Raw genomic sequence first — 24,316 nt, 5'->3', positions numbered from 1 at the left:
AGCACTATCGTGGCACGGCTCGGGTCCGGCGCCGCCTGCGGGGGATCGTTTGCGCGCTTTTGCCTATTCGACCGGTTTCGCCTGGGACAGTTCGTCCTCGATGTACCGCTCGCGCGTCACGTACAGGCCCGTGGCGAACAGGAGCACCGCCAGGACCGACAGCAGCGCGAACGGCACGGTCCATGAGAACGTCAGCCCGTAGACCCACCCGACCGCGAGCGGCCCCGACCCGGCCAGCAGGTACCCGCCCGACTGCGCGAACGACGACAGCGCGCTCGTCCCCGCGGGCGTGCGGGCCCGCAGCCCGAACAGGGTCAGGATCAGCGGGAACACCGAGGTCGCGACCCCGAACAGCGCCATCCACAGCCACGTCAGCGCCCCGCCGCCCCCGAGCCACAGCCCGGCGATCGCGGGCGGGTAGCAGGCCATGAGCACCAGGAACGTCGGCCGCGGGCCCCACCGGACGGTGAGGATCGGGACGACCACCGACACCGGGATCTGCACGATCGTAAGCACCCCGAGCATCGACCCGGCCGCGGCCGCCGACATCCCGTCGGCCGCCAGGATCGTCGTCGTCCACCCCATGAGGATGTACGCGATCGCCGACTGCGCGCCGAACAGCAGCAGCATCATCCACGCCAGGCGCGAGCGGTGCGCCCCGTGCAGGTGCGACACCGGCGCCGCCCCCGGCGCGGCCGGGGCCGGGCGCCACAGCAGCCACGGCACGATCGCGATCACCGCCGGGAGCGCCCACGCCGCCAGCGCGAACCGCCAGTCCCCCGACAGGTGCTCGATCGGGGCCGTGGAGGCGGCCGCGACGGCGGTGCCGACCGCGAGGGTCGTCGAGTACAGGGTGGTCATGACCCCGATGCGGTCGGGGAAGTACCGCTTGACGATCACCGGGATCGCGACGTTCCCGATGGCGCCCGCCGCGAGCGCGAACAGGCTGAACAGCAGGAACAGGGCCGTGTTGGGCGCGTAGGCGCGGGCGACGAGCCCGGCGCTCATCGCCAGGAGCGCGCCGGTGAGGAGCATCCGGGGGCCGAAGCGGCGGGCCAGGCGCGGTGCGAACGCGCCGAGTCCGGCGAACGCGAGGACCGGGAGCGTGGTGAGGAGACCTGCGACGGTCTCGGACATGCCGAGGCCGCCGCGGACCTCGGCGAGGATCGCGCCGACGCTGGTGACGGCGGTGCGGAAGTTGAAGGCGGCGAGGACGACGCCCGCGACGAGCATCCAGCCCGCGGCGGCCACGACGCGGCCGGGCGGCGGGTCGGCGATCTCGGCGGCGGGCGGCGGGACGGGGTGCTCCAGGGCGGTGTTGTCCGGGGCGGTGTCGCTGTCGGGCGCGTCAGCGGGCGCGCTGGCAGTGGCATCGGTCGTCACGAGGACGTCTCCTTCCGAGGCCGGGGTGTTCGCGGCAGGTAGGTCGGGCGGTGCCGGCAATCGCTGTCCGCGCCCTCGGGAGGAGTGCCGGGGGATCGTGACCGACCCGATTCACGGCGCACCGGCGGGGGCGCCGGCAGCCGGGATAGAATCGAGTCAATTCATGGGATGAATTGACGGCCTGTCAACGGTATCGCGACGGCTGTCTGCTTTAATCCTTCTAGTGTCAGGAAACACGCACACCCCCCATGGCGGGCCCCCCGCAAGCCATGGCCCCGATCCGGGAAGGTCAGGTCCGCCAGTGGCATTGCAGTCGACGCGCAAGTCCGCCCTCGTCGATCAGGTGATCGACCAGCTGCGGCAGCAGATCAGCGACGGCGAGTGGGGCCTCGGATCGCGCATCCCCACCGAGAGCGAACTGGCCGAGCTCCTCGGCGTCGGCCGCAACACCATCCGCGAGGGCGTGCGCGCGCTCGCCCACGCCGGACTCCTTGAGATCCGCCAGGGCGCCGGGACGTTCGTGGTCGGCCGCAGCGAGGTCACCGCCGCCGTGCGCCGCCGCATCGCCGCGAGCCCCGCGTCCGACGCCATGGAGGTCCGCCGCGGCCTGGAGGTCGAGGCCGCGCGCCTGGCCGCCCACCGCCGCGACGAGGCCGACATCACCCGCCTGCGCATCCTCCTCGCCGAGCGCGAGGCGACCCACGAGGTCGGCGACACCGAGGCGTTCGTGGCCGCCGACATCGCCCTGCACCAGGCCGTCGCCGAGGCGAGCCACAACAAGCTCCTCGCGGAGCTGTACACCGAGCTGGCCGAGTCGCTGCGCGACACCGTGCGCGCCGGGCTCGGGCCGGTCCTCGCCGAGGAGCCGCACATAGACCACTCGGTGGCGATCGAGGCGATCATCGCCGGGGACGCCGACCTGGCGGCCGCCGAGACCGCCGCGTACCTGCGCCTGCTCGTGGACGACTGACCCGGGCGGCTCACAGCGTCCTTGTGAAGTGCGGGAGCGCGGCGCACCTAGAGATAGAGTCGGAAGCACCGCTCGTCCGAGCGGCACCGAGAGGAGTCCTCATGCGCCTGTCCGCCCGCGTCGACTACGCCCTGCGCGCCGCCGTGGCCCTGGCCGGGTACGGGGACCGCTGGGTGTCGGCCGAGCAGATCGCCGAGGACCAGGCCATCCCCCGCAAGTTCCTGGAGTCGATCCTGCTCCAGCTGCGCCGCGGCGGCATCGCCACCTCCAAGCGCGGCTCCGAGGGCGGGCACCAGCTCGCGCGGCCCGGCGACCAGATCAGCCTCGCCGACGTCATCCGCGCCGTGGACGGGCCCCTCGTGGGCGTCCGCGGCGAACGCCCCGAGCAGGTCGCCTACCCCGGCACGGCCGCCGCGCTGACGAACGTGTGGATCGCCCTGCGCGTCTCCGAGCGGAACATCCTCGAATCCGTGTCGCTCGCGTCCGTCGCCGCCGACGACCTCCCGACCTCGGTCACCAAGCTGCTCGAAGACCCCGACGCCTGGGTCATCCGCGACTGAACGCCCCCGGCGGTTCACGCTCTGCCAGAATCGGCACGTGAGATTCCCTGACCTGGGCGCGTGGTGGGACCGGGTGGTCGACGCCTCCCGCAGGCGGTCCAACCTGGTCGACCACGCCTGGCGCGCCGGCGAGCGGTACGGCGAGGTCCACTGCGGGCAGCTCGCGGCCGCGATCTCGTACTACGCGTTCTTCGCCGCGTTCTCCATGTCGCTGCTGGCGCTCGCGATCTTCGGGTACCTGCTCAACTTCCCCGACATCTACGACTCGGTCGAGAAGTGGCTCTCGACGAACCTGCCGGTGATCGACATCGGGGTGCTGGAGTCCTCGCGCAAGTCGGTGACGATCTTCGCGGCGGTGGCCCTGGTCGTGGCCGGGGTGGCGTGGGTGCAGTCGGTGCGGGCGGCGATCCGGATCGTGTGGGGCCTGGACGCGCAGCCGGGGAACCCGTTCCTGCGCTGGGCGATCGACCTGGGCATCCTGCTGGGGATCGCGGTGCTGCTGCTCATCACGATCGGCGCCACGGCGGGCGCGGAGTTCGTGATCGGGTGGCTCGACTGGGACCAGGTGACCGGGAACCTCGCCTGGCTGGTCCGCGCCGTCTCGGTCGTGGTCGGCCTCATCGCGAACGCGCTGCTGGCGGCGGTGCTGCTCCAGGCGCTCCCCCGGGTCGTCATGCTCCCGCGGCGGGTCGTCTGGGCCTCGCTGGCGGTGTCGATCGGCATGGAGCTGCTCAAGACCGCCGGGCGGATCTACGTGCTGCACGTCTCCGACCGCCCGGCCTACCAGGCGGTGACGACCGCGGTCGGCCTCCTGGTGTTCTTGTACCTGTTCAACGTGATGCTCCTGGCAGCCGCGTCCTGGACGGCGACCTCGCTGCGCGGCAAGGCGATCGACCTGTACGACCGGGAGTCCATCCCGAACGGGCACGGCCGCCTGTACAAGCCGCCGGGGGCGTTCTGACGGCCCGGACGCGAACGCCCGGGCCGTCGTTCCCTATAGGATATATCCTATAGGATATCGGATTCAGGTGGCGGCGCAGACCTGGCCGTTCATCAGGAACATCCCCGGGTCGTCCGGGTCGCCGGTGCCCTGGAAGCCGATCTGCTTCGTGTGGCCGGGCTTGAGCGGGAAGTTCCAGAACGCCGGGTCGGCGGCCATGGCGTCCCCGTCGATCGCGATCTCGCCGCCCCAGTCGTATTCGACCGTCTCCACCCCGCCGGACCTCCAGCGCAGGTCCCACTCGTCGATCGCGGTGTCACCGGTGTTGGTGACCTTGATCTGGACGACGAAGCCGGAGCCCCAGTCGGCCGCGACCCGGTAGTCCACCTCGCACGAGCCCGCCGCGTACGGCGCGGCGGCGGCGTCGCGGGTGGACTCAGCGGCGATCGGGCGCCACTGCGGCTCCTCCATGCCGAAGCCGATGAAGAAGCTCGGCCACGGCGGCTGGTTGTACGAGATGTTCTGCCAGGCGACGCCGAGGCGGTACTGCGGGTCCTGCATGAGCGTCGGGATCGCGTACTCGGTCGGGATCGTCGTGGTGAAGATCCGCACCCCGTCGTTCGACTCCTTGCGGAGCACGACCTCCTCGCGCCAGTCGCCGAACAGGTCGCCGGTGAGGACCGCGTTGCCCTTGGTCCCGTTGTTCGTCTGCACCCCTTCGGGAGTGAAGATCTCCTCCTGCGCGCCCGTCTCGGGGTCCCATTCGGCGATGTACGGGTACACCGGCGTGTACGAGGGCTCGTCGAACTCATGGTCGAAGATCTCGCGGCCCAGGTCGCCGTCCCACCAGACCATCGAGTTCGCTGACGGGATGGTCGTCCCGATGAGCGTCCCGTCGGCGGCGCGCAGCTCCCCCTCGCGCGAGTTCCATGCGCCCGTGGCGGACACGGCCCAGCACTCGGCCCCCGGGTAGGCGGGGTCGATGTCGCCGCAGGTGCCGCGGCCGGTGTCGCGCACGCCCGGGACGTCCCACAGGACCTCCCCGGTCTCGGCGTCGCGGAAGGCCGCGGCGCGGTTGCCCGAGGCGCTCATGGACTCGAAGGGGCTGAAGACCTCCAGGCCCTCGCGGGACGGGTCGAAGTCGGAGACGTGCAGCGCGTCGCCGTGGCCCAGGCCCGCCGACTGGAGGATCGTGCCGTCGTCGTTGAGCGTCAGCGACCCGTACACGATCTCGTCGCGCCCGTCGGCGTCCACGTCGGCCACCGACAGGTTGTGGTTGCCCTGCCCGGAGTACTGCGCGCCCCAGTCCTGCGAGCGGAACGCCCAGCGCTGCTCCAGCTGCGAGCCGTCCCAGTCCCAGGCGGTGAGCTCCATCTTGGTGTAGATGCCGCGGGTGGTCACCAGCGACGGCGTGCTCCCGTCGAGGTAGGCCACGGCGGCCATGATGCGGTCGACGCGGTTGCCGTAGCCGTCGCCCCAGTCGGTGACGTTGCCGCGGTCGGGCTGGAAGTCCACCGACTGGACCGCCGCGCCCGTCCGGCCGTCGAACACGGTCAGGAACTCGGGCCCGGACAGGACGTACCCGCCGGAGTTGCGGTAGTCCGCGTCCGCGTCGCCGATCACGGCGCCCGTCCCGTCGACGGTGCCGTCCGCGGTCTTCAGCGCGACCTCGGCCTTCCCGTCGCCGTCCAGGTCGTAGGCCATGAGGAACGTGTAGTGCGCGCCCGCGCGGATGTTCACGCCGAGGTCGATGCGCCACAGCAGTTCACCGTCGAGCGTGTACGCGTCCACGTAGACGTTCCCGGTGTACCCGGACTGCGAGTTGTCCTTCGCGTTCGTCGGGTCCCACTTCTGGATCAGCTCGTACGTGCCGTCCCCGTCGAGGTCCGCCACGGTGGCGTCGTTCGGCCGGTACTCGTACGCGACGCCGTCGGGGGTCGTGCCGCCCGCGGGGCGCTGCATGTCCACGTCCACGTACTGGTCGCCCCACACGCCGAACTCGGCGGTGTACCCGGTCTCGACCCCGTCCTCCACAGTGGCGATCCAGTAGGTCGCGTTCGCGGTGCCGCCCTGGTCGGTGAGGTTCGTCAGCCCGGTCGGCTCGGCGGTGATGAGCCGGCCGTCGCGGTAGACGTTGAACGCCAGGCCCTCGGGGTCGGTCGCGAGGCTTCGCCAGGACAGGTAGTTCCCGTCCTCGGCGGCCACGGCGACCGGCGCGCGGCCGAGGTCCTCGATCTGCGCGGCGCAGTCGGCGCACGGCTCGTCGGGGCCTTCGCCCCCGGAGCCGGGCACGTCGCCGATCCTGGTGAGCTCCAAGCCGTTCAGGTGCCCGGTCTGGCCGGAGACGTTGACGTTGAGCTGGCCGTCCTCGACGACGATGCCCTCGAAGTCCTTGGTGAGGATCGACTTCGACCCGGCATTCGCCGCCCCGTAGTCGACGCCCTCGAACTTGAGGTTCGTGCGAGCCGAGCCGAGGTAGTCGCCGGTGACGACGCGCGCGGTGTACAGGCCGTCGGCCACGTCCACGGCGAAGTCGTAGGAGCCGCCGAACCAGGCCACGAAGTCGGACCCGAGCGGGTCGGTCGCCACGCCGCGGTCGCGGTCGATCGCGCTGGTCATGTCGGTGGTGAAGCCGTAGCCCTTGGTCGCGTCGTACACGGTGCCGCGGTTGACCTCGGTGTAGCCGGGGGCCACGGTCTGGCTCGCGGGGCCGAAGTCGTACTTGAACCCGGCGGTCGCGGTCGTGGCCGCGAGGACGTCCGAGTAGGCCGACTCGCCCCTGCCGTTGACGGCGGCCACCGCGAACTCGTACGCGGTGTCCTCTTCGAGCCCGGAGACGCGGCCGACGCCGACGGTGGCCGTGGTGCCCAGGCGCCATTCACTGCCGGGCTCGCGCACGTAGACGCGGTAGACGTCGGCGTCGTCCTGGTCGGCCCAGTTGAGGGTGATGCTCGCGTTCGCGACGGTCGCGGCGACCACTCCCGTGGGGGCGGCCGGGACGGCGTCCGGGGGCGCGACGTCCACGACGTGCTCGCTCAACGGGAGCCCGAGCGTCGCGGTCTCCTCGGCGACCAGGCGGGCCATCTGGATGGCGCCGTACTCCTGGAAGTGGGTGTCGTCGGTGGTCCCGTTGGGCCGGTTCGGGTAGACCCCGGCCGGGACGTGGAGGAACACCGACTCGGCCTCTTCGGGGCCGATTTCGTTGAGGTAGGCGCGCGAGGAGGCCGAGAGGTCGACCACGGCGACGCCGGTCTCCTCGTGCAGCTCGTGGACCTTCGCGACGTACTCGGGGAACGAGACGTTGAACTCGCCGGTGGCGGCGTCGAAGCTGCGGCGCGACACCGGGGTCACGAGGACGGGGATGGCGCCCTTCTCGATCGCACCCGCGATGTAGTAGTCACGCAGGTACATCTTGTAGTCGTCGGGCGAGGTGTACCGCTCGGGAACGGAGACCGTCGCGTCGTTGTGCCCGAACTGGACGAACAGGTAGTCGCCGGGCTGGATCACGTCGAGGATCGCGTCGAGGCGGCCCTGCTCGATGAAGGACCGGGAGGAGCGGCCGCCGATCGCGTGGTTCGCGATCGTGACGTCCTCGTCGAAGTACCGGTCGATCACCTGCCCCCACCCGGCCTGCGGCTCGTAGTAGGGGTCGTAGGTCTGGACGGTGGAGTCGGACGCGAGGTAGACGGTGATGCCGTCGTCGTCCTGGGCTCGCGCGGGGGCGCCGGCCGAGAGGACGCCCGCGAGCGCGGTCGCCCCGGCCAGGGCGGCCGCGAGGGCGCGGCGCCAGGGGGGTCGAGGAGTCATGGACCTCATGTTCACTTCCGTAGTGAGAGGAGGACGCTCGCCGGGCAAACATGAATGAAACGATTCAATCACGCGAGAGATTGCGGGGCAAGCGGTTGCTACCTCCGGGACGCTACCGAGTCCGCCTCCGAAAGTCAATACATGTCGATACCTGTTGGAAACGGCGACGGTCTCGCGGTGATTTGCGGGGACCGCGGGATCGTGCATCCTATAGGAAATAGGATGCACGATCCGGTGCGCGCGCTAGCGGACGTGCGCGGCGATCGGGCGGCTCAGGGCCTTCGCGCCCTCGGACACCAGGCGCGCCATCTGGTTCGCGCCGTACTCCTGGAAGTGCGTCGAGTCGGCGAGCCCGTCGGGGTAGGCCGGGTAGGCCCCGGCCGCGAGGTGCATGAACACCTGGGTCTGGGCCCGCGCGGGGGTGATCGCGTTGAGGTAGGCGCGCGAGCGGGCGCCGAGGTCGATGAAGGACACCCCGGTCTCGCTCACCAGCTCGCGGACCTTCGCCGCGTACGTCGCGAACGACTCGTTGAACTGGCCCGACGAGTTGTAGTCGAGCCGGTTGACCGGCGTGAGCAGGACCGGGATCGCTCCCTTGGCGGTGGCCCCGGCCATGTAGTGGTCCCGCAGGTACATCTTGTAGTCGTCGGGCGAGGTGTACCGCTCGGGGTTGCCGGTGCTCGCGTCGTTGTGGCCAAACTGGACGAACAGGTAGTCCCCCGGCTGGATCGCGTCGAGGATCGCCGCCAGGCGGCCCTGCTCGATGAACGAGCGCGAGGAGCGCCCGCCGATGGCGTGGTTGGCGATCCGCGTGTTCGCGTCCATCCAGCCGCCGAGCTTCTGGCCCCACCCGGTCATCGGGTAGACCGAGGAGTTGTAGGTCTGCGCGGTGGAGTCGGAGGCGACGTAGATCGTCGGGACGCCCGAGGCGGGCGCGGCGTCGGCCGGGATGAGCTTCCACTGCTGGTTGATCCCTCCGGCCGAGTCGTACTGCGACAGGCGCGAGCCGAGGGCGATGCTCCACTCCCAGACGTCGAGGGCCTTGCCGGAGTTCCGGTTGACGAAGCGCAGCCAGGTGCCGTCGTCAATGACCTGCCACTGCTGGTTGGTCTGGCCGTTGGAGGGGTACTGGATGACGTCGGCGCCGTTGGCCGCGGACTTGCCGTAGACGTCGAGGACCTGCCCCGAGTGGCGGACCTCGATCCGGTAGTAGCCGCTGTCGGCCGCCACGAAGCGGAACTGCTGGCTCGCGGCGTAGGTGCGGTTGCCCTGGACGAGCTTGGCGGCGTTGGCGGTCGAGGCCCCGGCGATCTCCAGGACCAGCCCGGAGTAGCGGGACTGGAGGTGGTACCAGGTCCCGGGGGTGAACGCCGCGCTCGCGGCGCCCGCGCCGAGGACGCCCCCGGCGGCCGCGCCGGCGCCGAGGCCCGCGAGGAGGCCGAGCGAGCGGCGGCTCAGCTTGGCGCCGAGCGGGTTCGGAAGGTCGGACATGTGCGCTCCAGTGCGTCGAAGGTCGAGGGCCGCGGCGCCCGCGGGCGCCGCGGCCCCTGTGAGAGGCGGGGACCGGCCTGAAACGATTCAAGAAGAATCTACATACTGATGAGTATCGATTTGTTTTGCCGGGTATCGTAACCCGATGTAAGCGCTAACACAAGGCTTCCCGTCAGGGCAGGATCGGGGCGAGGCGCTCGGCCGCCGCGTCGAGGTCGATGCCCTGCTCGGCGATCCACTCGTCGCTGAAGTAGCTGGTGGCGTAGCGCTGCCCGGAGTCGCACAGGAGCGTGACGACGCTGCCGCCGCGCCCGGCCTCGCGCATCTCGGCGATGAGTGAGAGGGCGGCGACGAGGTTGGTGCCGGTGGAGCCGCCGAGGGGGCGGCCGAGGCGCTTGGAGGCCCAGCGCATGCAGGCGACCGACTCGGCGTCGTCCACTTTGACCATGCGGTCGACGAGGCCGGGGATGAACGAAGGCTCCACGCGCGGGCGCCCGATCCCCTCGATGCGCGAGCCGCGGTCCACGGTCGCCTCGGGGTCCCGGTCGCGCCAGCCGGCGAAGAACGCCGAGTGCTCGGGGTCGGCGACGCACAGGTTCGTCTCGTGGCGCCGGTAGCGCACGTACCGGCCGATGGTGGCCGAGGTCCCGCCGGTGCCCGCGCCCACGACGATCCAGGCCGGGACCGGGTGGCGCTCCAGGCGCATCTGCTCGAAGACCGACTCGGCGATGTTGTTGTTCCCGCGCCAGTCGGTGGCCCGCTCGGCGTACGTGAACTGGTCCATGAAGTGCCCGCCGGTCTCGGCCGCGAGCCGCTCCGCCTCGGCGCAGACCTCGGAGGCCTCGCGCACCAGGTGGGCCTTGCCGCCGTAGAACTCGATCTGGCAGATCTTGGCGCGGCTGGTGGACTCGGGCATGACGGCGGTGAACGGCAGGCCGAGCATCCGCGCGAAGTACGCCTCGCTCACGGCGGTGGAGCCGCTGGACGCCTCGATGACGGGCGTGCCCTCGTCGATCCAGCCGTTGCAGATGGCGTACAGGAACAGCGAGCGGGCGAGGCGGTGCTTGAGCGAGCCGGTCGGGTGGGCCGACTCGTCCTTGAGGTACAGGTCCACGCCCCACTCGGGGGGCAGCGGGAACGGGAGCAGGTGCGTGTCGGCGGAGCGGTTCGCGTCGGCCTCGACGGCGGTGATCGCCCAGTTGACCCAGAGGCGGTCGCGGGTGCGGTCAGCCGACTCCATCGAGGTCCCCGTCCTCGGGGATCGGCTGGGGCCGGTCCTCCCATTTCGTGGAGAGCGTGATCGTCGTGCGCGTCTGGGCCACACCGGGAATCGCGCCGACCCGATGGATCAGCTGTTCGAGGTCGGCCATCTTCGGCACGCGGACCTTGAGCTGGTAGCACTCGACCCCGGCGAGGAAATAGCACGACTCGATCTGCGGAATGGCGCGGAGGCGTTCGCAGATGTCCAGGTGGTCCGCCGAATTGTCGGGAATGATGCCTATGAGTGCGGTGATCCCGAGTCCGATCGCCTCGGAGTCGATCACGGCCTTGTAGCCTGCGATGACGCCGTTGCGCTCCAGTTTCACGACGCGGTCCTGCACCGAGGGCGCGGTGAGACCGACCCTGCGCGCCAGTTCGGCGTAAGAGGTCCGCCCGTCGGTCCGCAGGAGGTTCACGATGGTCCGGTCGATCTCGTCCACTCCATGAGGATAACGGGAGTTGCATCTTGGGTCCTGTGCCTACCTCATACCCGGGAACTCCTAGAGCGAAGGAAACAGCTCAGAGCGCCGTTGACATACGCGTGGTACGTTCAGGCAATACCTACCAACCGAAAGTATGTCCAAGAACTCATGGCAGGTTTGACTGAATAGTGGTGTAATGGGTTTAACGCACGAAGTGAGTCTTCATCACGGGGAGGAAGAAATCATGGAGACCGAGGACCGCCTACTCACACCCGGCGAAGTCGCCTCGCTGTTCCGCGTGGATCCGAAAACGGTCACGCGATGGGCCGCGGCGGGCAGGATCGGGAGCATTCGCACACCGGGCGGCCACCGTCGGTTCCGCGAGTCAGAGGTCCGGGCCCTGCTCGAAGGGGATGCCGGAGCGCAGGCCACGTTCGAATCGGGGAACGCCCAGTCCTAGCGCGGCACTCGCCGCCGGGCCGCCGCAGCGGCCGCCAATCAGAAGACCTGCCTGGCACAAGCCGGTCCAGCGCAGCGCACCGCGTCCTCCGGGACGACGGGGGACGCGCGAGCGGACCGGCTTTTCGCATGCCCGGATTCGGACGGATGAATCCACATCGGAGTTGATTTGTTCCATTTAGGGCAATTGCCCACTCTGTGAAGTCGGATCAATACCCTGAGTCGCCATCTATGCCGCCAATCTGACTTTTCCGGATTCTCCGGTCGTGAACCTCTTGACATCACTGTGATACATAGGCAAACTTCGATGTGATGTTGGGAGCGCTTCCGTGGACACCCGGTACACGCGGAGCCGTTCCCCAGCCCCGACCAGCGAAGGGAAGGCACATGACGCTCAACCGAAGCAGACACCACAGCGGCCGCAGGAGAATCGTGGCGCTCGGCGCGGCGGCGGCCGCCGCCGCGACCGCCGGAGCCCTGGCGGTGACCACCGCCGGCGCCGAGGAGATCACCGCCGAGGGGAGTCCCGTCGAGGCGCAGCAGGCGAAGGTCGACAACCCCTACGAGGGCGCGCAGGTCTACGTCAACCCGGTCTGGTCGGCCAACGCCGCGGCCGAGCCCGGCGGCGAGGCCGTCGCCGACGAGCCGACCGGCGTGTGGCTCGACCGCACCAGCGCCATCGAGGGGAACGACTCCCCCACCACCGGCTCCATGGGGCTGCGCGACCACCTCGACGAGGCCCTGGCGCAGGGTGCCGACGTCATCCAGGTCGTCGTCTACAACCTGCCGGGCCGCGACTGCGCGGCGCTCGCCTCCAACGGCGAGCTGCCCGCGGACGCGATCGACCGGTACAAGACCGAGTACATCGACGCGATCGCCGAGATCCAGGGGGACCCGGCCTACGCGGGCCTGCGGATCGTCAACGTGATCGAGATCGACTCGCTGCCGAACCTGGTCACCAACGTCTCGCCGCGCGCCACCGCGACCGCGAACTGCGACACGATGAAGGCCAACGGCAACTACGAGGACGGCGTCTCGTACGCGGCCGCGACCCTCGGCGCGCTGCCGAACACCTACAACTACCTCGACTCGGGCCACCACGGCTGGATCGGGTGGACCAACGACGACCCGCAGTACGACAACTTCCACGCCTCCGCGGCGCTGTTCGGCTCCCTCATCGGGCAGAACGGGATGACCGCCGACGACGTCCACGGGTTCATCACGAACACCGCGAACTACTCGCCGCTGGAGGAGCCGTACTGGGAGGTGGACCAGGTCGTGGGCGGCAAGCCGATCAACCAGAACGGCGACGTCAAGTGGGTCGACTGGAACGCCTACAACGGTGAGATCGACTTCTCGACCTCCTTCCGCGACGAGCTGGTGTCCAACGGGTTCAACTCGGACATCGGCATGCTCATCGACACCAGCCGCAACGGCTGGGGCGGCGCGGACCGGCCCGCGGGCCCCTCGTCCTCGACCGACCCGGTGACCTTCGTGGACGAGTCGCGCATCGACCAGCGCTACAACAAGGGCAACTGGTGCAACCAGGCCGGGGCGGGCCTCGGCGAGCGGCCGCAGGCGAGCCCGGAGGCGGGCATCGACGCCTACGTGTGGATCAAGCCCCCGGGGGAGTCAGACGGCGCCTCCGAGGAGATCCCGAACGACGAGGGCAAGGGCTTCGACCAGATGTGCGACCCCGCGTACGAGGGCAACATCCGCAACGGCAACAACCCCAGCGGCGCGCGCGGCGAGATGCCGCTGTCGGGCCACTGGTCCTCCGAGCAGTTCCAGGAGCTGCTGGAGAACGCCTACCCGCCGGTGAATTGATCGGACCGCCAGCAGCTCCTGGAACCAGGAAGCACAGCCAGGAGCTGCTGGAGAACGCGTACCCGCCCGTGAACTAGGCGCGGGGACAGGGCGGACCGGCACTCCGCCCGCTTGAAGACGGCGGGGCCGCGCATCGCGCGGCCCCGCCGCCGTGCGCGCCGAACTTTTTCTCAGCTACCCTTCGCGTTTCCGCGGGAGCGTTTTCACTGATTCAAACGCTTGCCGGGCGGCCGGTCGGGCGTGAAACGGGTGGTTCCAGCGCTCCCATGCGCGAAATATCCAGCCGGACCTCTTGACAGCCCATCTATATATCGGAGATTATCAATGCACATCTTGGGAGCGCTTCCCTCGATGGACACCCGTTCCTGGCTGCCGGAGTGCGGCCCTTCAACCCCGAAGGACATCGAAACATGCAAGTACCTAAGAAACGAAGGAGATTGGCCATCATCGGCGTCGCGGTCGCCGCGCTCGCCGCCACCGGGCTCACCTTCGCTTCGGCGAACCAGGCACTCGCCGAAGAAGGCTGCAAGGTCGACTACAAGGTGGTCAGCAGCTGGGGCTCCGGTTTCCAGGCCAACGTCACCATCACCGCGCAGGAGGCGATCAACGGCTGGGAGCTCAAGTGGAACTTCCCGTCCGGGACCACCGTCTCCAGCGCGTGGAACGTGAGCTACACCCAGAGCGGCACCGCCTTCACCGGTAAGGACGTCGGCTGGAACGGCTCGATCGCGTCCGGCCAGAGCAAGGAGGTGTTCGGCTTCATCGGTTCGGGCTCCTCCACGACGCCGGCGCAGTTCACCATCAACGGCGACGTCTGCAACGGGACCACCCAGCCGCCGACGAGCGAGCCGCCGACCACCGACGACCCGGGCAACCCCGGCGGCGGCGACAAGGTCGACAACCCCTACACCGGCGCCCAGGTCTACGTGAACCCGCAGTGGTCCGCGCGGGCCGCGGCCGAGCCCGGCGGCGACGCGGTCGCCGACGAGCCGACCGGCGTGTGGCTCGACCGCACCAGCGCGATCTACGGCAACAGCTCCCCGACCACCGGGTCGATGGGCCTGGAGGACCACCTGGACGAGGCGCTCGCGCAGGGCGCGGACGTCATCCAGATCGTCATCTACAACCTGCCGGGCCGCGACTGCGCGGCGCTCGCCTCCAACGGCGAGCTGGCGGCGGGTGAGATCGCCGAGTACAAGAGCGAGTACATCGACCCGATCGTCGACATCATGGGCCAGTCGAAGTACGCGGACCTCAAGATCGTCAACGTCATCGAGATCGACTCGCTGCCGAACCTCGTCACGAACGTCTCGCCGCGTGCGACCGCGGTCGCGAACTGCGACACGATGAAGGCGAACGGCAACTACGTCGACGGCGTCTCGTACGCGACGGCCGAGCTCGGCGCCCTGCCGAACACGTACAACTACATCGACGCCGGCCACCACGGCTGGATCGGCTGGGGCGACACGAACCCGCAGTACGACAACTTCTTCGCCGCGGCCGAGCTGTTCGGCTCGCTCATCGGCGAGAACGGGATGACCGCGGACGACGTGCACGGCTTCATCTCCAACACCGCGAACTACTCGGCGCTGGAGGAGCCCTACTGGGCGGTGAACCAGGTCGTCGGCGGCCAGGCGCTGAACCAGAACCCGAACCTCCCGTGGGTCGACTGGAACGACTTCAACAACGAGAAGGACTTCACCGAGGCGATGCGCGAGGAGCTCATCGCGAACGGGTTCAACGACGACATCGGCATGCTGATCGACACCAGCCGCAACGGCTGGGGCGGCGACTACCGCCCGACCGGCACCTCGACCTCGACGAACCCGGTGACGTTCGTGGACGAGTCGCGCATCGACCAGCGCTTCCAGAAGGGCAACTGGTGCAACCAGGCCGGTGCCGGCCTCGGTGAGCGTCCGCAGGCCGACCCCGAGCCGTGGATCGACGCCTACGTCTGGATCAAGCCCCCGGGCGAGTCCGACGGCGCGTCGGAGGAGATCCCGAACGACGAGGGCAAGGGCTTCGACGAGATGTGCGACCCGGACTACGGCGGCAACATCCGCAACGGCAACAACCCCTCCGGGGCGCGTGACGACATGCCGCTGTCGGGCCACTGGTCCTCGGAGCAGTTCCAGGAGCTCCTGGAGAACGCGTACCCGCCCGTGAACTAAGGGCGCAGCAACCGGGCCCGGCGTTCCGGGAGGCGGATCGCCGGGCCCCCTGACCACATCCTCGGTTCCTTCCGGAGACCGGGCCCCGCGGGACGGCGGGGCCCGGTCGCAAACCTGAGTGCGACGCAGTGCGGCCCCGGCCGGTCGGTGACCGGTCGGGGCCGCATTGTGCTTGCGCGCCTTACGGGTTGCGGGTCTCGCAGAGCGGGCCGCCGATGCCGCGCAGCAGATGGTCGACGAACGCCTCGATGGTGCCGTCCTTCTGGAGGGACGGGTACTGCCCGTAGACGAAGGTCGTCAGGAGCGGGCTGGTGAACATGGCGGCCGCGAGTTCGAGGTCGAGGTCCGCGGCGAGTTCGCCGCGGCCGGCCCAGTGCGCGAAGGTGTCGCGCACGAACTGGCGCCGCTGCTCGACGAGGCGGTCGTGGTGCTTGCGGTACTCGGGGTCGTCCTTGAAGACGGTCATCATGCAGCGGATGACCTTGAGGTCCCGGGGACCGTAGGTGCGGCGCATGCTGTTGCCGATGTGCACGAGGTCGTCGCGCAGCGAGGTGCGCGGCAGGTCGCTCGCGATCGGCGCCTTGACGCTCTCGAAGGCCGCGGCGATGAGCTCCTCCTTGGAGGACCAGCGCCGGTAGATCGTGGCCTTCGAGACGCCCGAGCGCTCCGCGACGGCCTCGACGCTCACGTCGGTGACCGTCCCGTGCTCCGCGATGAGGTCCAGCACCGCTTCCAGGATGGACTCGCTCACCGCCTGGCTGCGTGGGCGGCCCTTGGCGGGGGTCGTCGGCGCAGGGGCCCGGTGGTGGGCGGTCGCATCGCGGAGCTCGGGTCGCATGACTCGATTGTCCCTCAGACCTCGACGAGTGCGGGCTCGGCCGCTTCGGCGGGGGTCTCGGTCCCTTCGGCGCGGCGCTTCCCGGGGAAGAACAGCGCGATGATGACGAGGCCGACCACGCCCACGGCGACCGCGGCGAGCGCGGTGGTGTGGAGCGCGTGGATGAACGAGTCGTTCGCGGCCTGCGCGACCTGGGCGGCGGCGTCGGCCGGGATCGCCCCGGTCTCCAGGGCGCCGTAGGTGGACGCGTAGGACTCGCGGGCGGCGTCGGGCAGCTGCGGGGCCGCGTCGGTGATCTGGGTCCGGTAGACCTGGGCCATGATCGTGCCGAGGACGGCCACGCCGAGCGCGCCGCCGACCTGGCGGAGCGTGTTGGCGAGGGCGGAGCCGACGCCGGCCTTCTCGCGCGGGACCGAGGCCATGAGCGTGTTCATCGCGGGCGGCATGAGGTTGGCCATGCCGGCGCCGGTGATGAAGAACAGCGCGATGACGACCCACACGGAGGTGTCGGCCTCGAAGACGAGCGCGGTCACCGTGAAGTTGGTGATGACCAGGAGCATCGCGACGATGCCGACGGTCTTGGCGCCGAACTTGTTGACGAGGGTGTTCGACAGCGGCGCGAACACGAGCATGGAGGCGCCGAACGGCAGGAACAGCAGGCCGGTCTCCAGCGGCGAGTAGCCCTTCAGGATCTGGAGGTAGAAGGTCATGAAGAACATCAGGCCCATCATCCCGAAGAACGTCAGGGTGATGATCGCCGAGGACGCGGAGAAGCGGGTGCTCTTGAACAGCTTCATGTCGAGGGAGGCGTGCGGGATGCGCCGCTCCCAGAGGACGAAGCCGACCAGGACGAGGACGCCGAGGGCGATGGTGCCCCAGACCTCGACGCCGGTCCAGGACCCGGCGTCGCCGGCCTCGATGATGCCGTAGGTGAGGCTGACGAGGCCGATCATGGACAGGGCCATGCCGACGAAGTCGGCCTTGGCCTGGCTGCCCTTGGACTCGGGCGCGAGGATCGTGATGGCGATGAGGCCGAACACGACGATCGGGACGTTGATGAGGAAGACCGAGCCCCACCAGAAGTGGTCGAGGAGCGCGCCGCCGACGATCGGGCCGATGGCGCCGCCGATGCCGACCGCGCCGGTCCAGATGCCGAGGGCCTTGGGGAACTCCTTGGCGGAGAAGACGTTGCGCAGGAGCGACAGCGTCGAGGGCATCATGACCGCGGCGCCGGCGCCCATGAGGGCGCGGTACCAGATGAGCTGGTCGGGCGTGGAGGCGTAGGCGGAGAGCAGGGAGGCGACGCCGAAGACGACGAGGCCGGCCAGGAGCATCCGCTTGCGGCCGATGCGGTCGCCGATGACGCCGGAGGCGAACAGCAGGCCCGCGAAGACGAGCGTGTACGAGTTGATCATCCACGCGAGGTCGCTCTGGGTCGCGCCGACGCCCTTCTCGGGGTCGGCGAGGGTCTTCATCGCGACGTTGAGGACGGTGTTGTCGAGGACGACCACGATGAGGCTGAGCACGAGGACGCTCAGGATGGCCCACCTGCGGGGGTGGCCGTGGTCGTCGTCGGTTCCGGCCGCCGGGACCGGAACGGAACGGGTTTCGCTCACAGGGTTTCCATTTCTGCGATCGCACCGGGGCAGCGCCGGAGGGCGCTGCCGGATGGTGCGGAGATGTCGCCGCGGCGCCGAGACCGCGGGTGGTGTCGTGTCGTCTATGACGGTCCGCGGGCGGGAATCGTGACTTCCCGGGCGCGGGCGGCGCGTGCTCGTGAGCCTGGGGCTTCGCAGGGCGCGGCCTGGTGTTGCCCAGAACTCTACGGCATTCCGAAACGATACGGTACCGTATCGTTAAGTAGATCACAGGGAATCGTACCGCCGGGGTGCGACGGTCCCGTGAACTCCGCGCGAAGGACCGTGTTCACTCCGCATCGGCCTCGCCGGACGCCCACCGTCCCGGGTGGTTGAATGGGCTCCGTGGCACCCAAGTTCCCTTACGACGACCTCCAGTCGTTCCTGGCCGCCCTCGAAGCCGACGGCGACCTGAAGCGGATCACGGCCGAGGTCGACCCCCACCTGGAGATCTCCGAGATCGTGCAGCGGGTGGTCCGCGACGGCGGTCCCGCCCTCCTGTTCGAGCGGCCCGCGGGCAGCGACATCCCCCTCGCGATCAACCTGTTCGGGACCACCGAGCGCACCGCGAAGGCCCTCGGCGTCGGCGACCTCGACGAGATCGGCCAGCGCATCGGCGAGCTCGCCAAGCCCGAGCTGCCCGTCGGCTGGGCGGGCATCCGCGACGGCCTCGGGAAGCTCATGCAGCTCAAGTCGGTGCCGCCCAAGCGCGTGAAGAAGGCCCCGTGCCAGGAGGTCGTCTTCACCGGCGAGGACGTCGACCTGAACATCCTCCCGGGCCTCCAGGTGTGGCCCGGCGACGGCGGGGTCTTCCACAACTTCGGGCTCACCCACACCAAGCACCCGGAGACCGGGAAGCGGAACGTGGGCCTGTACCGGCTCCAGCAGCACGACGAGCGGACGATCGGCCTGCACTGGCAGATCCACAAGAACTCGACGTCCCACTACGCCGAGGCCGAGAAGCGCGGCGAGCGCCTCCCGGTGGCGATCGCGATCGGCGCGGACCCGGTGATGGCGTACGCGGCGACCGCGCCGCTCCCCCCGGACATCGACGAGTACCTGTTCGCGGGGTTCCTGCGGGGCGAGCGCGTCGAGATGGCCGACTGCCTGAGCGTGCCGCTCCAGGTCCCGGCGAACGCGCAGATCGTCCTGGAGGGCTGGGCCGAGCCGGGCGAGCGGATGCCGGAGGGGCCCTTCGGGGACCACACGGGGTTCTACACGCCGGTGGAGCCGTTCCCGGTGATGCACGTCGAGACGATGACGATGCGCCGGAACCCGGTCTACCACACGATCATCACCTCGGCCCCGCCCCAGGAGGACCACGGGCTGGGGAAGGCGACGGAGCGGACGTTCCTGCCGCTGGTCAAGATCATGATCCCGGAGATCGTGGACTACGACATGCCCGCCGCGGGGGTGTTCCACAACTGCGTGATCGTCTCGATCGACAAAAAGTTCCCGAAGCAGGCGCAGAAGGTCATGAGCGCGATCTGGGGCCTCCAGATGATGAGCCTGACGAAGCTCATCGTCGTGGTGGACGCCGACTGCGACGTGCACGACTACCGCGAGGTCGCCTGGCGCGCACTGGGGAACGTGGACTACTCGCGGGACCTGCTGCTCACCGAGGGCCCGGTGGACCACCTCGACCACGCCTCCTACCACCAGTTCTGGGGCGGCAAGGCCGGGATCGACGCGACCGCGAAGTGGCCCGAGGAGGGCTACACGCGCGGCTGGCCGGAGGCGATGCGCATGAGCGCGTCCGTGAAGGCCACCGTGGACCGACGCTGGAAAGAATACAAAATTGACTGAGACACTGCCCAGAAAAAATCCGGTCAAGGACTTCCTGAAGCTCGTCGCCTTCGAGCACTCGGTGTTCGCGCTGCCCTTCGCGTACCTCTCGACGCTCACCGTCATGCGCCTGGAGGACGCGTTCTCCTGGTGGGACCTGGTCCTGGTCACCCTCGCGATGGTCGCCGCCCGCACCCTCGCCATGGCCGCCAACCGGATCATCGACCGCAAGATCGACGCCCGGAACCCCCGCACGGCCCAGCGCGAGCTCGTCACCGGCAAGGTCTCGCTGAAGACCGCGTACACCGGGTGCGCCGTCAGCCTCGTCGTGCTGCTCGCCTCGGCGGCCGCGCTCAACCCGCTGTGCCTCTACCTGAGCCCCCTGGCCGTGGCGCCGCTCATCGTCTACCCGTACGCGAAGCGGTTCACCGACTACCCGCACGCGGTCCTCGGCCTCGCGCAGATGGTCGCCCCCGTGGGCGCCTGGCTGGCCGTCACCGGGACGTTCGCGGGCTCGGGCCCGGCGATCGTCCTCGGGGCGGCCGTGGGCCTGTGGATCGGCGCGTTCGACCTGATCTACGCGTGCCAGGACGCGGAGATCGACCGAGAGATCGGCGTCCGCTCGACCCCGGCCCGCTGGGGCGTCAGGGCCGCGCTCCACGCCTCCTCTGTCGCGCACGTGGTCACCGTGGGCCTGTTCGCGTGGTTCGGGCTGCTCACCGGCTTCGGGCTCCTGTACTGGATCGGGCTCGCGCTCGTCTCGGCCGCGCTCGTCTACGAGCACTCGATCGTGCGGCCCGGCGACCTGTCGAAGGTCAACCGGGCCTTCTTCACCGCCAACGGCTTCGTGGCCGTGGCGCTGTTCGCGTTCGCGCTGGCGGACCTGCTGCTGCGCTAGGCGGCTTCGGCCGCGTGGGCGAGCGCTGAGGGTGTGAGGCGGCCGTTGATGGCGGGCGCCTCGCGCACGAGCGATTCGTCCTCGATCGCGGCGACCATGAACAGCGCGAAGTCGGTGCGGCGGGTCAGGTTGCTCTCCAGGACCGGGTCGCCGACGTGGCGGCTCCAGACCGGGAGGCCCTGGCTCTCGCCCTCTTCGAGGTCGGAGCCGCGCACGACGGTCCAGCGGGTGTCGCTGTTGAAGATCATGTCGGTGGCCCGGTACTGGTCGGCGATGTCGACGAGGCGCGTGATCTTCATGAGCTTGGCGAAGGCGACGGCGGCCTTGATGCCCCGCTTGTACTTGTCCTCGCCGTCGCGGCTGATGTGCCAGCCGCACGAGAAGACCAGGCGCGCACCGGGCTCCGCGAAGTCCATGACGGCCTTGGCCGTGCCCGAGGCGTAGTCGTGGACGCCCCAGGGGACGAGGACGGAGAGGACGGCGTCGCAGCCGTCCACGGCGCGCTCGATAGCGGCGCGGTCGTCGGTGCGGGCGCCGTGGACGGTGATCCGCCCGGCGAACTCGTCCAGTTTGTGGACGCTCTTCTCGCGGCAGACGCCGACGACCTCGTAGCCGCGGTCGAGCGCGTGCCGCACCATGTATCGGCCGAGCTTGCCGGAGGCGCCGACGATGCAGACCTTCTTGCCGACGCCGGTCTGCGGGATGGGTTCCATGAGGTGCTCCTGGAGTGAAGAGTGAGCTGCTGAAGGGTACTTCCTCCTTTACACTGTACAGGAAAACCTTACGGTGTACAGTACGGCGGACGGATAGGAGCGCCACGTGACCGACGAACCCGCCAACGGCACCGCCCGCGGCACGCTGACCAGGGAGAAGGTCCTGCGCGCCGCCGTCGGCATGGCCGACGCCGCCGGCGGGGAGGTCCCCAGCACCCGCAAGCTCGCCGAACGCCTCGGCGTGCGCGCCATGGCCCTCTACCACCACTTCAAGAACAAGGACGAACTCCTCGACGGCATGGTCGACCTCGTGTTCGCCGAAGTCGACCTCCCCGAGAAGGGCGAGCCCTGGCGCGAGGGCATGCGCCGCCGCGCCGCGTCGATGCGCGCGGCCCTCGGCCGCCACCCCTGGGCCGTCGGCCTCATGGACTCCCGGCTCAACGCGGGCCCCGCGACCCTCCGCCACCACGACGCGGTCCTCGGATGCCTGCGCGCCGACGGCTTCTCCGTCGCCGGTGCGGCCCACTCCATCTCGCTCCTCGACAGCTACGTGTACGGCTTCGCCGTCCAGGAGGCCGCCCTCCCCTTCGACTCCGCGGGCGGCGACGACATGCAGGCCCTCACCGAGACCATGATGGCCCAGGCCGCCGACCGCTTCCCCCACCTCGTGGAGATCGCCGTCGACCACGCCATGCGGCCCGGCTACGCCTACGCCGACGAGTTCGCGATCGGCCTCGACCTCATCCTCGACGGGCTGGAGCGCCGCCGCCCCGACTGGTGACGCGCCGCGGCACCGCCGGTCCCGCGTGGACCGTGGGGCCGGTGGTGACCGGGGGGCGGGCCGGGCCCGCGCCCCCGCGGTCCGGCCGGATCGACACGGCCCCGGGTCTGGACTTTCACGACCCGCGTGGTCCAAGATGGGGCCATGTGGCCCCGATCGACCGATCCCCTCCCCGCCGGGAGGACCGAGTGCATCCGCTGATCGGGTACCTGATCGCCGTGGGCCTCTTCGCCATCGGCCTCTACGGCGTCCTCACGCGGCGCAACGCCGTCCTCCAGCTCGCCGCCGCCGAACTCATGCTCGGCGGCGTCCACCTCGTCCTCGTCACCACCGACCTCGTCGTCCGCTCCCACACCGGGCAGAGCTTCGCCCTGTTCATCGTGGTCATCGCCGCCGCCGAAGTCGGCGTCGGCCTCGCGCTCGTCCTCAACCTGTGGCGCGAACGCGCCTCCATCGACACCGACGGCCTCCCCGGGGAATCCCCCGACGAGCGGGGCGCCGCGGACCGGCGGGTGCCCCGGTGACCGCCCTCGCCTGGCTCCTCATCGCCGTTCCCGCCGCCGCAGGACTCGCCGGACTCCTGGTGCGCCGCAGGGACCTCGCGGTGGTCCTCGCCTACGCGGGCCCCGGGGCCGCGCTGGCCTGCGCCGCCGCCGTCTCCTTCGCGAACCCGCAGGCGTCCTATGTGCTCGCCGACTTCGGCACCGTCACGGCGACCGCCGCGCTCGACCTCTCCCTCGGCGCGTGCGCCGTCGCGCTCGCCACCGGGTTCGTCTCGCTCCTCGTGCAGCTCTACTCGGCCGCGTACCTGCGCGACGACCCCCGCTACGCGCCCTTCGCCGCGCAGGTGAACCTCTTCTGCGCCGCGATGCTCCTCGTCGTCGCCGCCGACGACCTCGTGCTCCTCCTCATCGGATGGGAGGTCATGGGCGCCTGCTCGTACCTGCTCATCGCCCACTACGCGAAGCTCCCGCAGGCGCCGGGCGCCGCCGCGAAGGCGTTCCTGGTGACCCGCTTCGGCGACGTGGCGTTCGTCCTCGGCGTCATGGTCCTCGGCGTCTCCTCGGGCACCTTCCGCATCGGCGAGATCCACGACGCCCCGGCGCTCGCGATGCTCCTGATCCTGTTCGGCTGCATCGGGAAATCGGCCCAGTTCCCCCTCCAGATCTGGCTCCCCCCGGCCATGGCCGGGCCCACCCCGGTGTCGGCGCTCATCCACGCCGCGACGATGGTCGCGGCGGGCGCGTACGTGCTGACCCGGCTCCTCCCGGCCTGGCCCGCGGACCTGCTGCTCGCCGTCGCGGTCGTCGCGGCCGTGACGATGGTCGGCGCGGGGCTGTGCGCGCTGGCGGCGCGGGACGTCAAGGGCGTGCTCGCGTGGTCGACGGTCTCGCAGGTCGGGTTCATGTTCGCGGCCGTGGCGGTCGCGGCGGGCGATGCGGCGCTGTTCCACCTGGTGGCGCACGCGGCGTTCAAGGGCCTGCTGTTCCTCACCGCGGGCGTCGTGATCGCCCTGGCGGGCACGGACGGTTCGCTGCGGGCGACGCGGCTGCGGCCGGGCGATTCGCGGCTCGCGTTCTGGGCCATGACGATCGGCCTCGCGACGATGGCGGGGCTGCCGCCGCTGGGCGGGTTCTTCTCGAAGGAGACCGTGCTCGGCGCGGCCTACGAGGCCGGGACCCCGGCCGGGGTCGTCGTGTTCTGGGCGGGGGTCGGCGCGAGCATCCTGACCGCGGCGTACGCGACGCGGCTGTGGCTCCTCCTGTTCTGGCGCGGCCCCGGGCCCGCGGCGATGCCCGCGGTGCCGCGCGCCGAGTCGTTCAGCCTGTGGGCGCTCACCGCGGCCACGGTGCTTGTCGGTGCCCTCTACTACGCTGGGCCGTTCGAGGTGCCCGCGCTCCACGGGGACCTCATGGCGCTGCTGCTGCTCGCCACGCTCGGCGGCATCGCCGTGGTCGCCGACTCCTGGTGGCGCGACGGCCGCGCCCGCGAACCGGTCCCCGACCGCGACCCGGCGCGTGTGCTCGGCCGCGCGCGAAGCGCGCTCGCCGAGGGCCTGTACGCGGAGCGCCTGGCGTCCAAGGCGACCCGCGGCGCGGCGGCGGCGCTCAGCGCCGCCGCGGCGGCCCTCGACGTGCGCCTGGTCGACGGCGCCGCCGTCGAAGGCTCGGCACGCGCGACCCTCGCCGCTGCCGAGAGCACGGCGGCGGGCCACCGCGGCGGCCTGGTGCGGTACCTGCGCCTGAGCGCCGCCGGGACCCTCGTGGTCGCAGCGGTTGCGATCGGGGTGAGCCTGTGGAACTGACCGCGACGCCGAAGCGGCCCGGAGCGCGGACGCGCGGGAGCCGCGCGGCGGCACCGCGCCGGATCGGGG

19 protein-coding genes are annotated in these 24,316 nt (G+C 70.3%); 11 read left to right on the top strand and 8 right to left on the bottom strand.

What is annotated here, in order from left to right; translation table 11 throughout:
* Nucleotides 1–63: 63 nt before the first annotated feature.
* Nucleotides 64–1,383, bottom strand: coding sequence for an MFS transporter (locus ACFFXY_RS06400; protein ID WP_382347195.1), 1,320 nt, complete (start codon nucleotides 1,381–1,383; stop codon nucleotides 64–66).
* A gap of 301 nt (nucleotides 1,384–1,684) precedes the next feature.
* Here ACFFXY_RS06400 and ACFFXY_RS06395 point away from each other — a divergent pair, with 301 nt between their 5' ends.
* The 3 genes from ACFFXY_RS06395 (at nucleotide 1,685) to ACFFXY_RS06385 (ending at nucleotide 3,874) form a co-directional block, all read left to right on the top strand.
* Nucleotides 1,685–2,353, top strand: a complete 669-nt coding sequence (locus tag ACFFXY_RS06395; protein ID WP_382347192.1) for a FadR/GntR family transcriptional regulator — start codon at nucleotides 1,685–1,687, stop codon at nucleotides 2,351–2,353.
* 101 nt (nucleotides 2,354–2,454) lie between these two features.
* Nucleotides 2,455–2,913: an RrF2 family transcriptional regulator gene (locus ACFFXY_RS06390; protein ID WP_382347189.1), complete on the top strand. Its 459-nt coding sequence runs from the start codon at nucleotides 2,455–2,457 to the stop codon at nucleotides 2,911–2,913.
* 37 nt (nucleotides 2,914–2,950) lie between these two features.
* Nucleotides 2,951–3,874 carry a YihY/virulence factor BrkB family protein gene (locus ACFFXY_RS06385; RefSeq protein WP_382347186.1) on the top strand — a complete coding sequence of 308 codons (924 nt, stop codon included), beginning with the start codon at nucleotides 2,951–2,953 and terminating at the stop codon, nucleotides 3,872–3,874.
* 63 nt (nucleotides 3,875–3,937) lie between these two features.
* Here ACFFXY_RS06385 and ACFFXY_RS06380 read toward each other — a convergent pair whose 3' ends face one another.
* The 4 genes from ACFFXY_RS06380 to ACFFXY_RS06365 all read right to left on the bottom strand — a co-directional run bounded on the left by ACFFXY_RS06380 (nucleotide 3,938) and on the right by ACFFXY_RS06365 (nucleotide 10,851).
* Nucleotides 3,938–7,660, bottom strand: a complete 3,723-nt coding sequence (locus ACFFXY_RS06380; RefSeq protein ID WP_382347183.1) for a rhamnogalacturonan lyase family protein — start codon at nucleotides 7,658–7,660, stop codon at nucleotides 3,938–3,940.
* Between the two features lie 243 nt (nucleotides 7,661–7,903).
* Complete coding sequence (locus ACFFXY_RS06375; protein WP_382347180.1) at nucleotides 7,904–9,151, bottom strand: RICIN domain-containing protein; 1,248 nt, start codon at nucleotides 9,149–9,151, stop codon at nucleotides 7,904–7,906.
* A gap of 172 nt (nucleotides 9,152–9,323) precedes the next feature.
* Nucleotides 9,324–10,391, bottom strand: a complete 1,068-nt coding sequence (gene cds1, locus ACFFXY_RS06370) for an L-cysteine desulfhydrase Cds1 (protein ID WP_382347177.1) — start codon at nucleotides 10,389–10,391, stop codon at nucleotides 9,324–9,326.
* Nucleotides 10,378–10,851: an Lrp/AsnC family transcriptional regulator gene (locus tag ACFFXY_RS06365; protein ID WP_382347174.1), complete on the bottom strand. Its 474-nt coding sequence runs from the start codon at nucleotides 10,849–10,851 to the stop codon at nucleotides 10,378–10,380. The genes cds1 and ACFFXY_RS06365 overlap by 14 nt, the downstream gene beginning before the upstream one ends.
* 226 nt (nucleotides 10,852–11,077) lie before the next feature.
* On the opposite strand from ACFFXY_RS06365, the gene ACFFXY_RS06360 reads away from it, so the two are divergent.
* The 3 genes from ACFFXY_RS06360 (at nucleotide 11,078) to ACFFXY_RS06350 (ending at nucleotide 15,290) form a co-directional block, all read left to right on the top strand.
* Entirely contained in the window at nucleotides 11,078–11,293 is a 216-nt protein-coding gene (locus ACFFXY_RS06360) for a BldC family transcriptional regulator (RefSeq protein WP_091048212.1), read from the top strand.
* Between the two features lie 386 nt (nucleotides 11,294–11,679).
* Entirely contained in the window at nucleotides 11,680–13,119 is a 1,440-nt protein-coding gene (locus ACFFXY_RS06355) for a glycoside hydrolase family 6 protein (RefSeq protein ID WP_382347171.1), read from the top strand.
* 410 nt (nucleotides 13,120–13,529) lie between these two features.
* A complete protein-coding gene (locus ACFFXY_RS06350; RefSeq protein WP_382347168.1) occupies nucleotides 13,530–15,290 on the top strand; it encodes a glycoside hydrolase family 6 protein in 1,761 nt (586 codons plus the stop codon).
* Nucleotides 15,291–15,471: 181 nt separating this feature from the next.
* Here the strand turns inward: ACFFXY_RS06350 and ACFFXY_RS06345 are convergent, their stop codons facing one another.
* Both ACFFXY_RS06345 and ACFFXY_RS06340 read right to left on the bottom strand, forming a co-directional pair.
* On the bottom strand, nucleotides 15,472–16,128 hold the full coding sequence (locus ACFFXY_RS06345; protein WP_382347165.1) for a TetR/AcrR family transcriptional regulator: 657 nt from the start codon (nucleotides 16,126–16,128) through the stop codon (nucleotides 15,472–15,474).
* Nucleotides 16,129–16,142: 14 nt separating this feature from the next.
* On the bottom strand, nucleotides 16,143–17,744 hold the full coding sequence (locus ACFFXY_RS06340; protein WP_382347163.1) for an MFS transporter: 1,602 nt from the start codon (nucleotides 17,742–17,744) through the stop codon (nucleotides 16,143–16,145).
* A 357-nt stretch (nucleotides 17,745–18,101) separates the two neighbouring features.
* Between ACFFXY_RS06340 and ACFFXY_RS06335 the strand changes: the two genes are divergently transcribed.
* A complete protein-coding gene (locus ACFFXY_RS06335; RefSeq protein ID WP_382347161.1) occupies nucleotides 18,102–19,571 on the top strand; it encodes a menaquinone biosynthesis decarboxylase in 1,470 nt (489 codons plus the stop codon).
* The gene (gene mqnP, locus ACFFXY_RS06330) at nucleotides 19,564–20,448 is read left to right on the top strand and encodes a menaquinone biosynthesis prenyltransferase MqnP (protein ID WP_382347158.1); all 885 of its coding nucleotides are present in this window, start codon (nucleotides 19,564–19,566) and stop codon (nucleotides 20,446–20,448) included. The genes ACFFXY_RS06335 and mqnP overlap by 8 nt, the downstream gene beginning before the upstream one ends.
* Here the strand turns inward: mqnP and ACFFXY_RS06325 are convergent.
* On the bottom strand, nucleotides 20,445–21,161 hold the full coding sequence (locus ACFFXY_RS06325) for an NAD(P)-dependent oxidoreductase (protein WP_382347155.1): 717 nt from the start codon (nucleotides 21,159–21,161) through the stop codon (nucleotides 20,445–20,447). The genes mqnP and ACFFXY_RS06325 overlap by 4 nt on opposite strands.
* A gap of 106 nt (nucleotides 21,162–21,267) precedes the next feature.
* Between ACFFXY_RS06325 and ACFFXY_RS06320 the strand changes: the two genes are divergently transcribed.
* From ACFFXY_RS06320 to ACFFXY_RS06310, 3 genes are all read left to right on the top strand, one after another.
* Nucleotides 21,268–21,942, top strand: coding sequence for a TetR/AcrR family transcriptional regulator (locus ACFFXY_RS06320; protein WP_382347152.1), 675 nt, complete (start codon nucleotides 21,268–21,270; stop codon nucleotides 21,940–21,942).
* A 188-nt stretch (nucleotides 21,943–22,130) separates the two neighbouring features.
* Entirely contained in the window at nucleotides 22,131–22,466 is a 336-nt protein-coding gene (gene nuoK, locus ACFFXY_RS06315; RefSeq protein ID WP_382347149.1) for an NADH-quinone oxidoreductase subunit NuoK, read from the top strand.
* Entirely contained in the window at nucleotides 22,463–24,247 is a 1,785-nt protein-coding gene (locus ACFFXY_RS06310; protein WP_382347146.1) for an NADH-quinone oxidoreductase subunit 5 family protein, read from the top strand. Before nuoK ends, ACFFXY_RS06310 begins: the two co-directional genes overlap by 4 nt.
* Nucleotides 24,248–24,316 lie beyond the last annotated feature (69 nt).

The organism is Glycomyces mayteni (genome assembly GCF_042428885.1).
Taxonomy (GTDB): Bacteria; Actinomycetota; Actinomycetes; order Mycobacteriales; family Micromonosporaceae; genus Glycomyces; species Glycomyces mayteni.
Note: the sequence above shows the minus strand (reverse complement) of the source record. Positions and strands in the feature narration are given on the sequence as shown.

Bases quoted from the DNA above. Each gene is read 5' to 3' on its own strand.
- ACFFXY_RS06390 (WP_382347189.1), top strand. From the start codon at position 2,455: ATGCGCCTGTCCGCCCGCGTCGACTACGCCCTGCGCGCCGCCGTGGCC.
- cds1 (WP_382347177.1), bottom strand. From the start codon at position 10,391: ATGGAGTCGGCTGACCGCACCCGCGACCGCCTCTGGGTCAACTGGGCG.
- ACFFXY_RS06380 (WP_382347183.1), bottom strand. From the start codon at position 7,660: ATGACTCCTCGACCCCCCTGGCGCCGCGCCCTCGCGGCCGCCCTGGCC.
- ACFFXY_RS06345 (WP_382347165.1), bottom strand. From the start codon at position 16,128: ATGCGACCCGAGCTCCGCGATGCGACCGCCCACCACCGGGCCCCTGCG.
- ACFFXY_RS06350 (WP_382347168.1), top strand. From the start codon at position 13,530: ATGCAAGTACCTAAGAAACGAAGGAGATTGGCCATCATCGGCGTCGCG.
- ACFFXY_RS06375 (WP_382347180.1), bottom strand. From the start codon at position 9,151: ATGTCCGACCTTCCGAACCCGCTCGGCGCCAAGCTGAGCCGCCGCTCG.
- ACFFXY_RS06325 (WP_382347155.1), bottom strand. From the start codon at position 21,161: ATGGAACCCATCCCGCAGACCGGCGTCGGCAAGAAGGTCTGCATCGTC.
- ACFFXY_RS06360 (WP_091048212.1), top strand. From the start codon at position 11,078: ATGGAGACCGAGGACCGCCTACTCACACCCGGCGAAGTCGCCTCGCTG.
- ACFFXY_RS06335 (WP_382347161.1), top strand. From the start codon at position 18,102: ATGGGCTCCGTGGCACCCAAGTTCCCTTACGACGACCTCCAGTCGTTC.
- ACFFXY_RS06355 (WP_382347171.1), top strand. From the start codon at position 11,680: ATGACGCTCAACCGAAGCAGACACCACAGCGGCCGCAGGAGAATCGTG.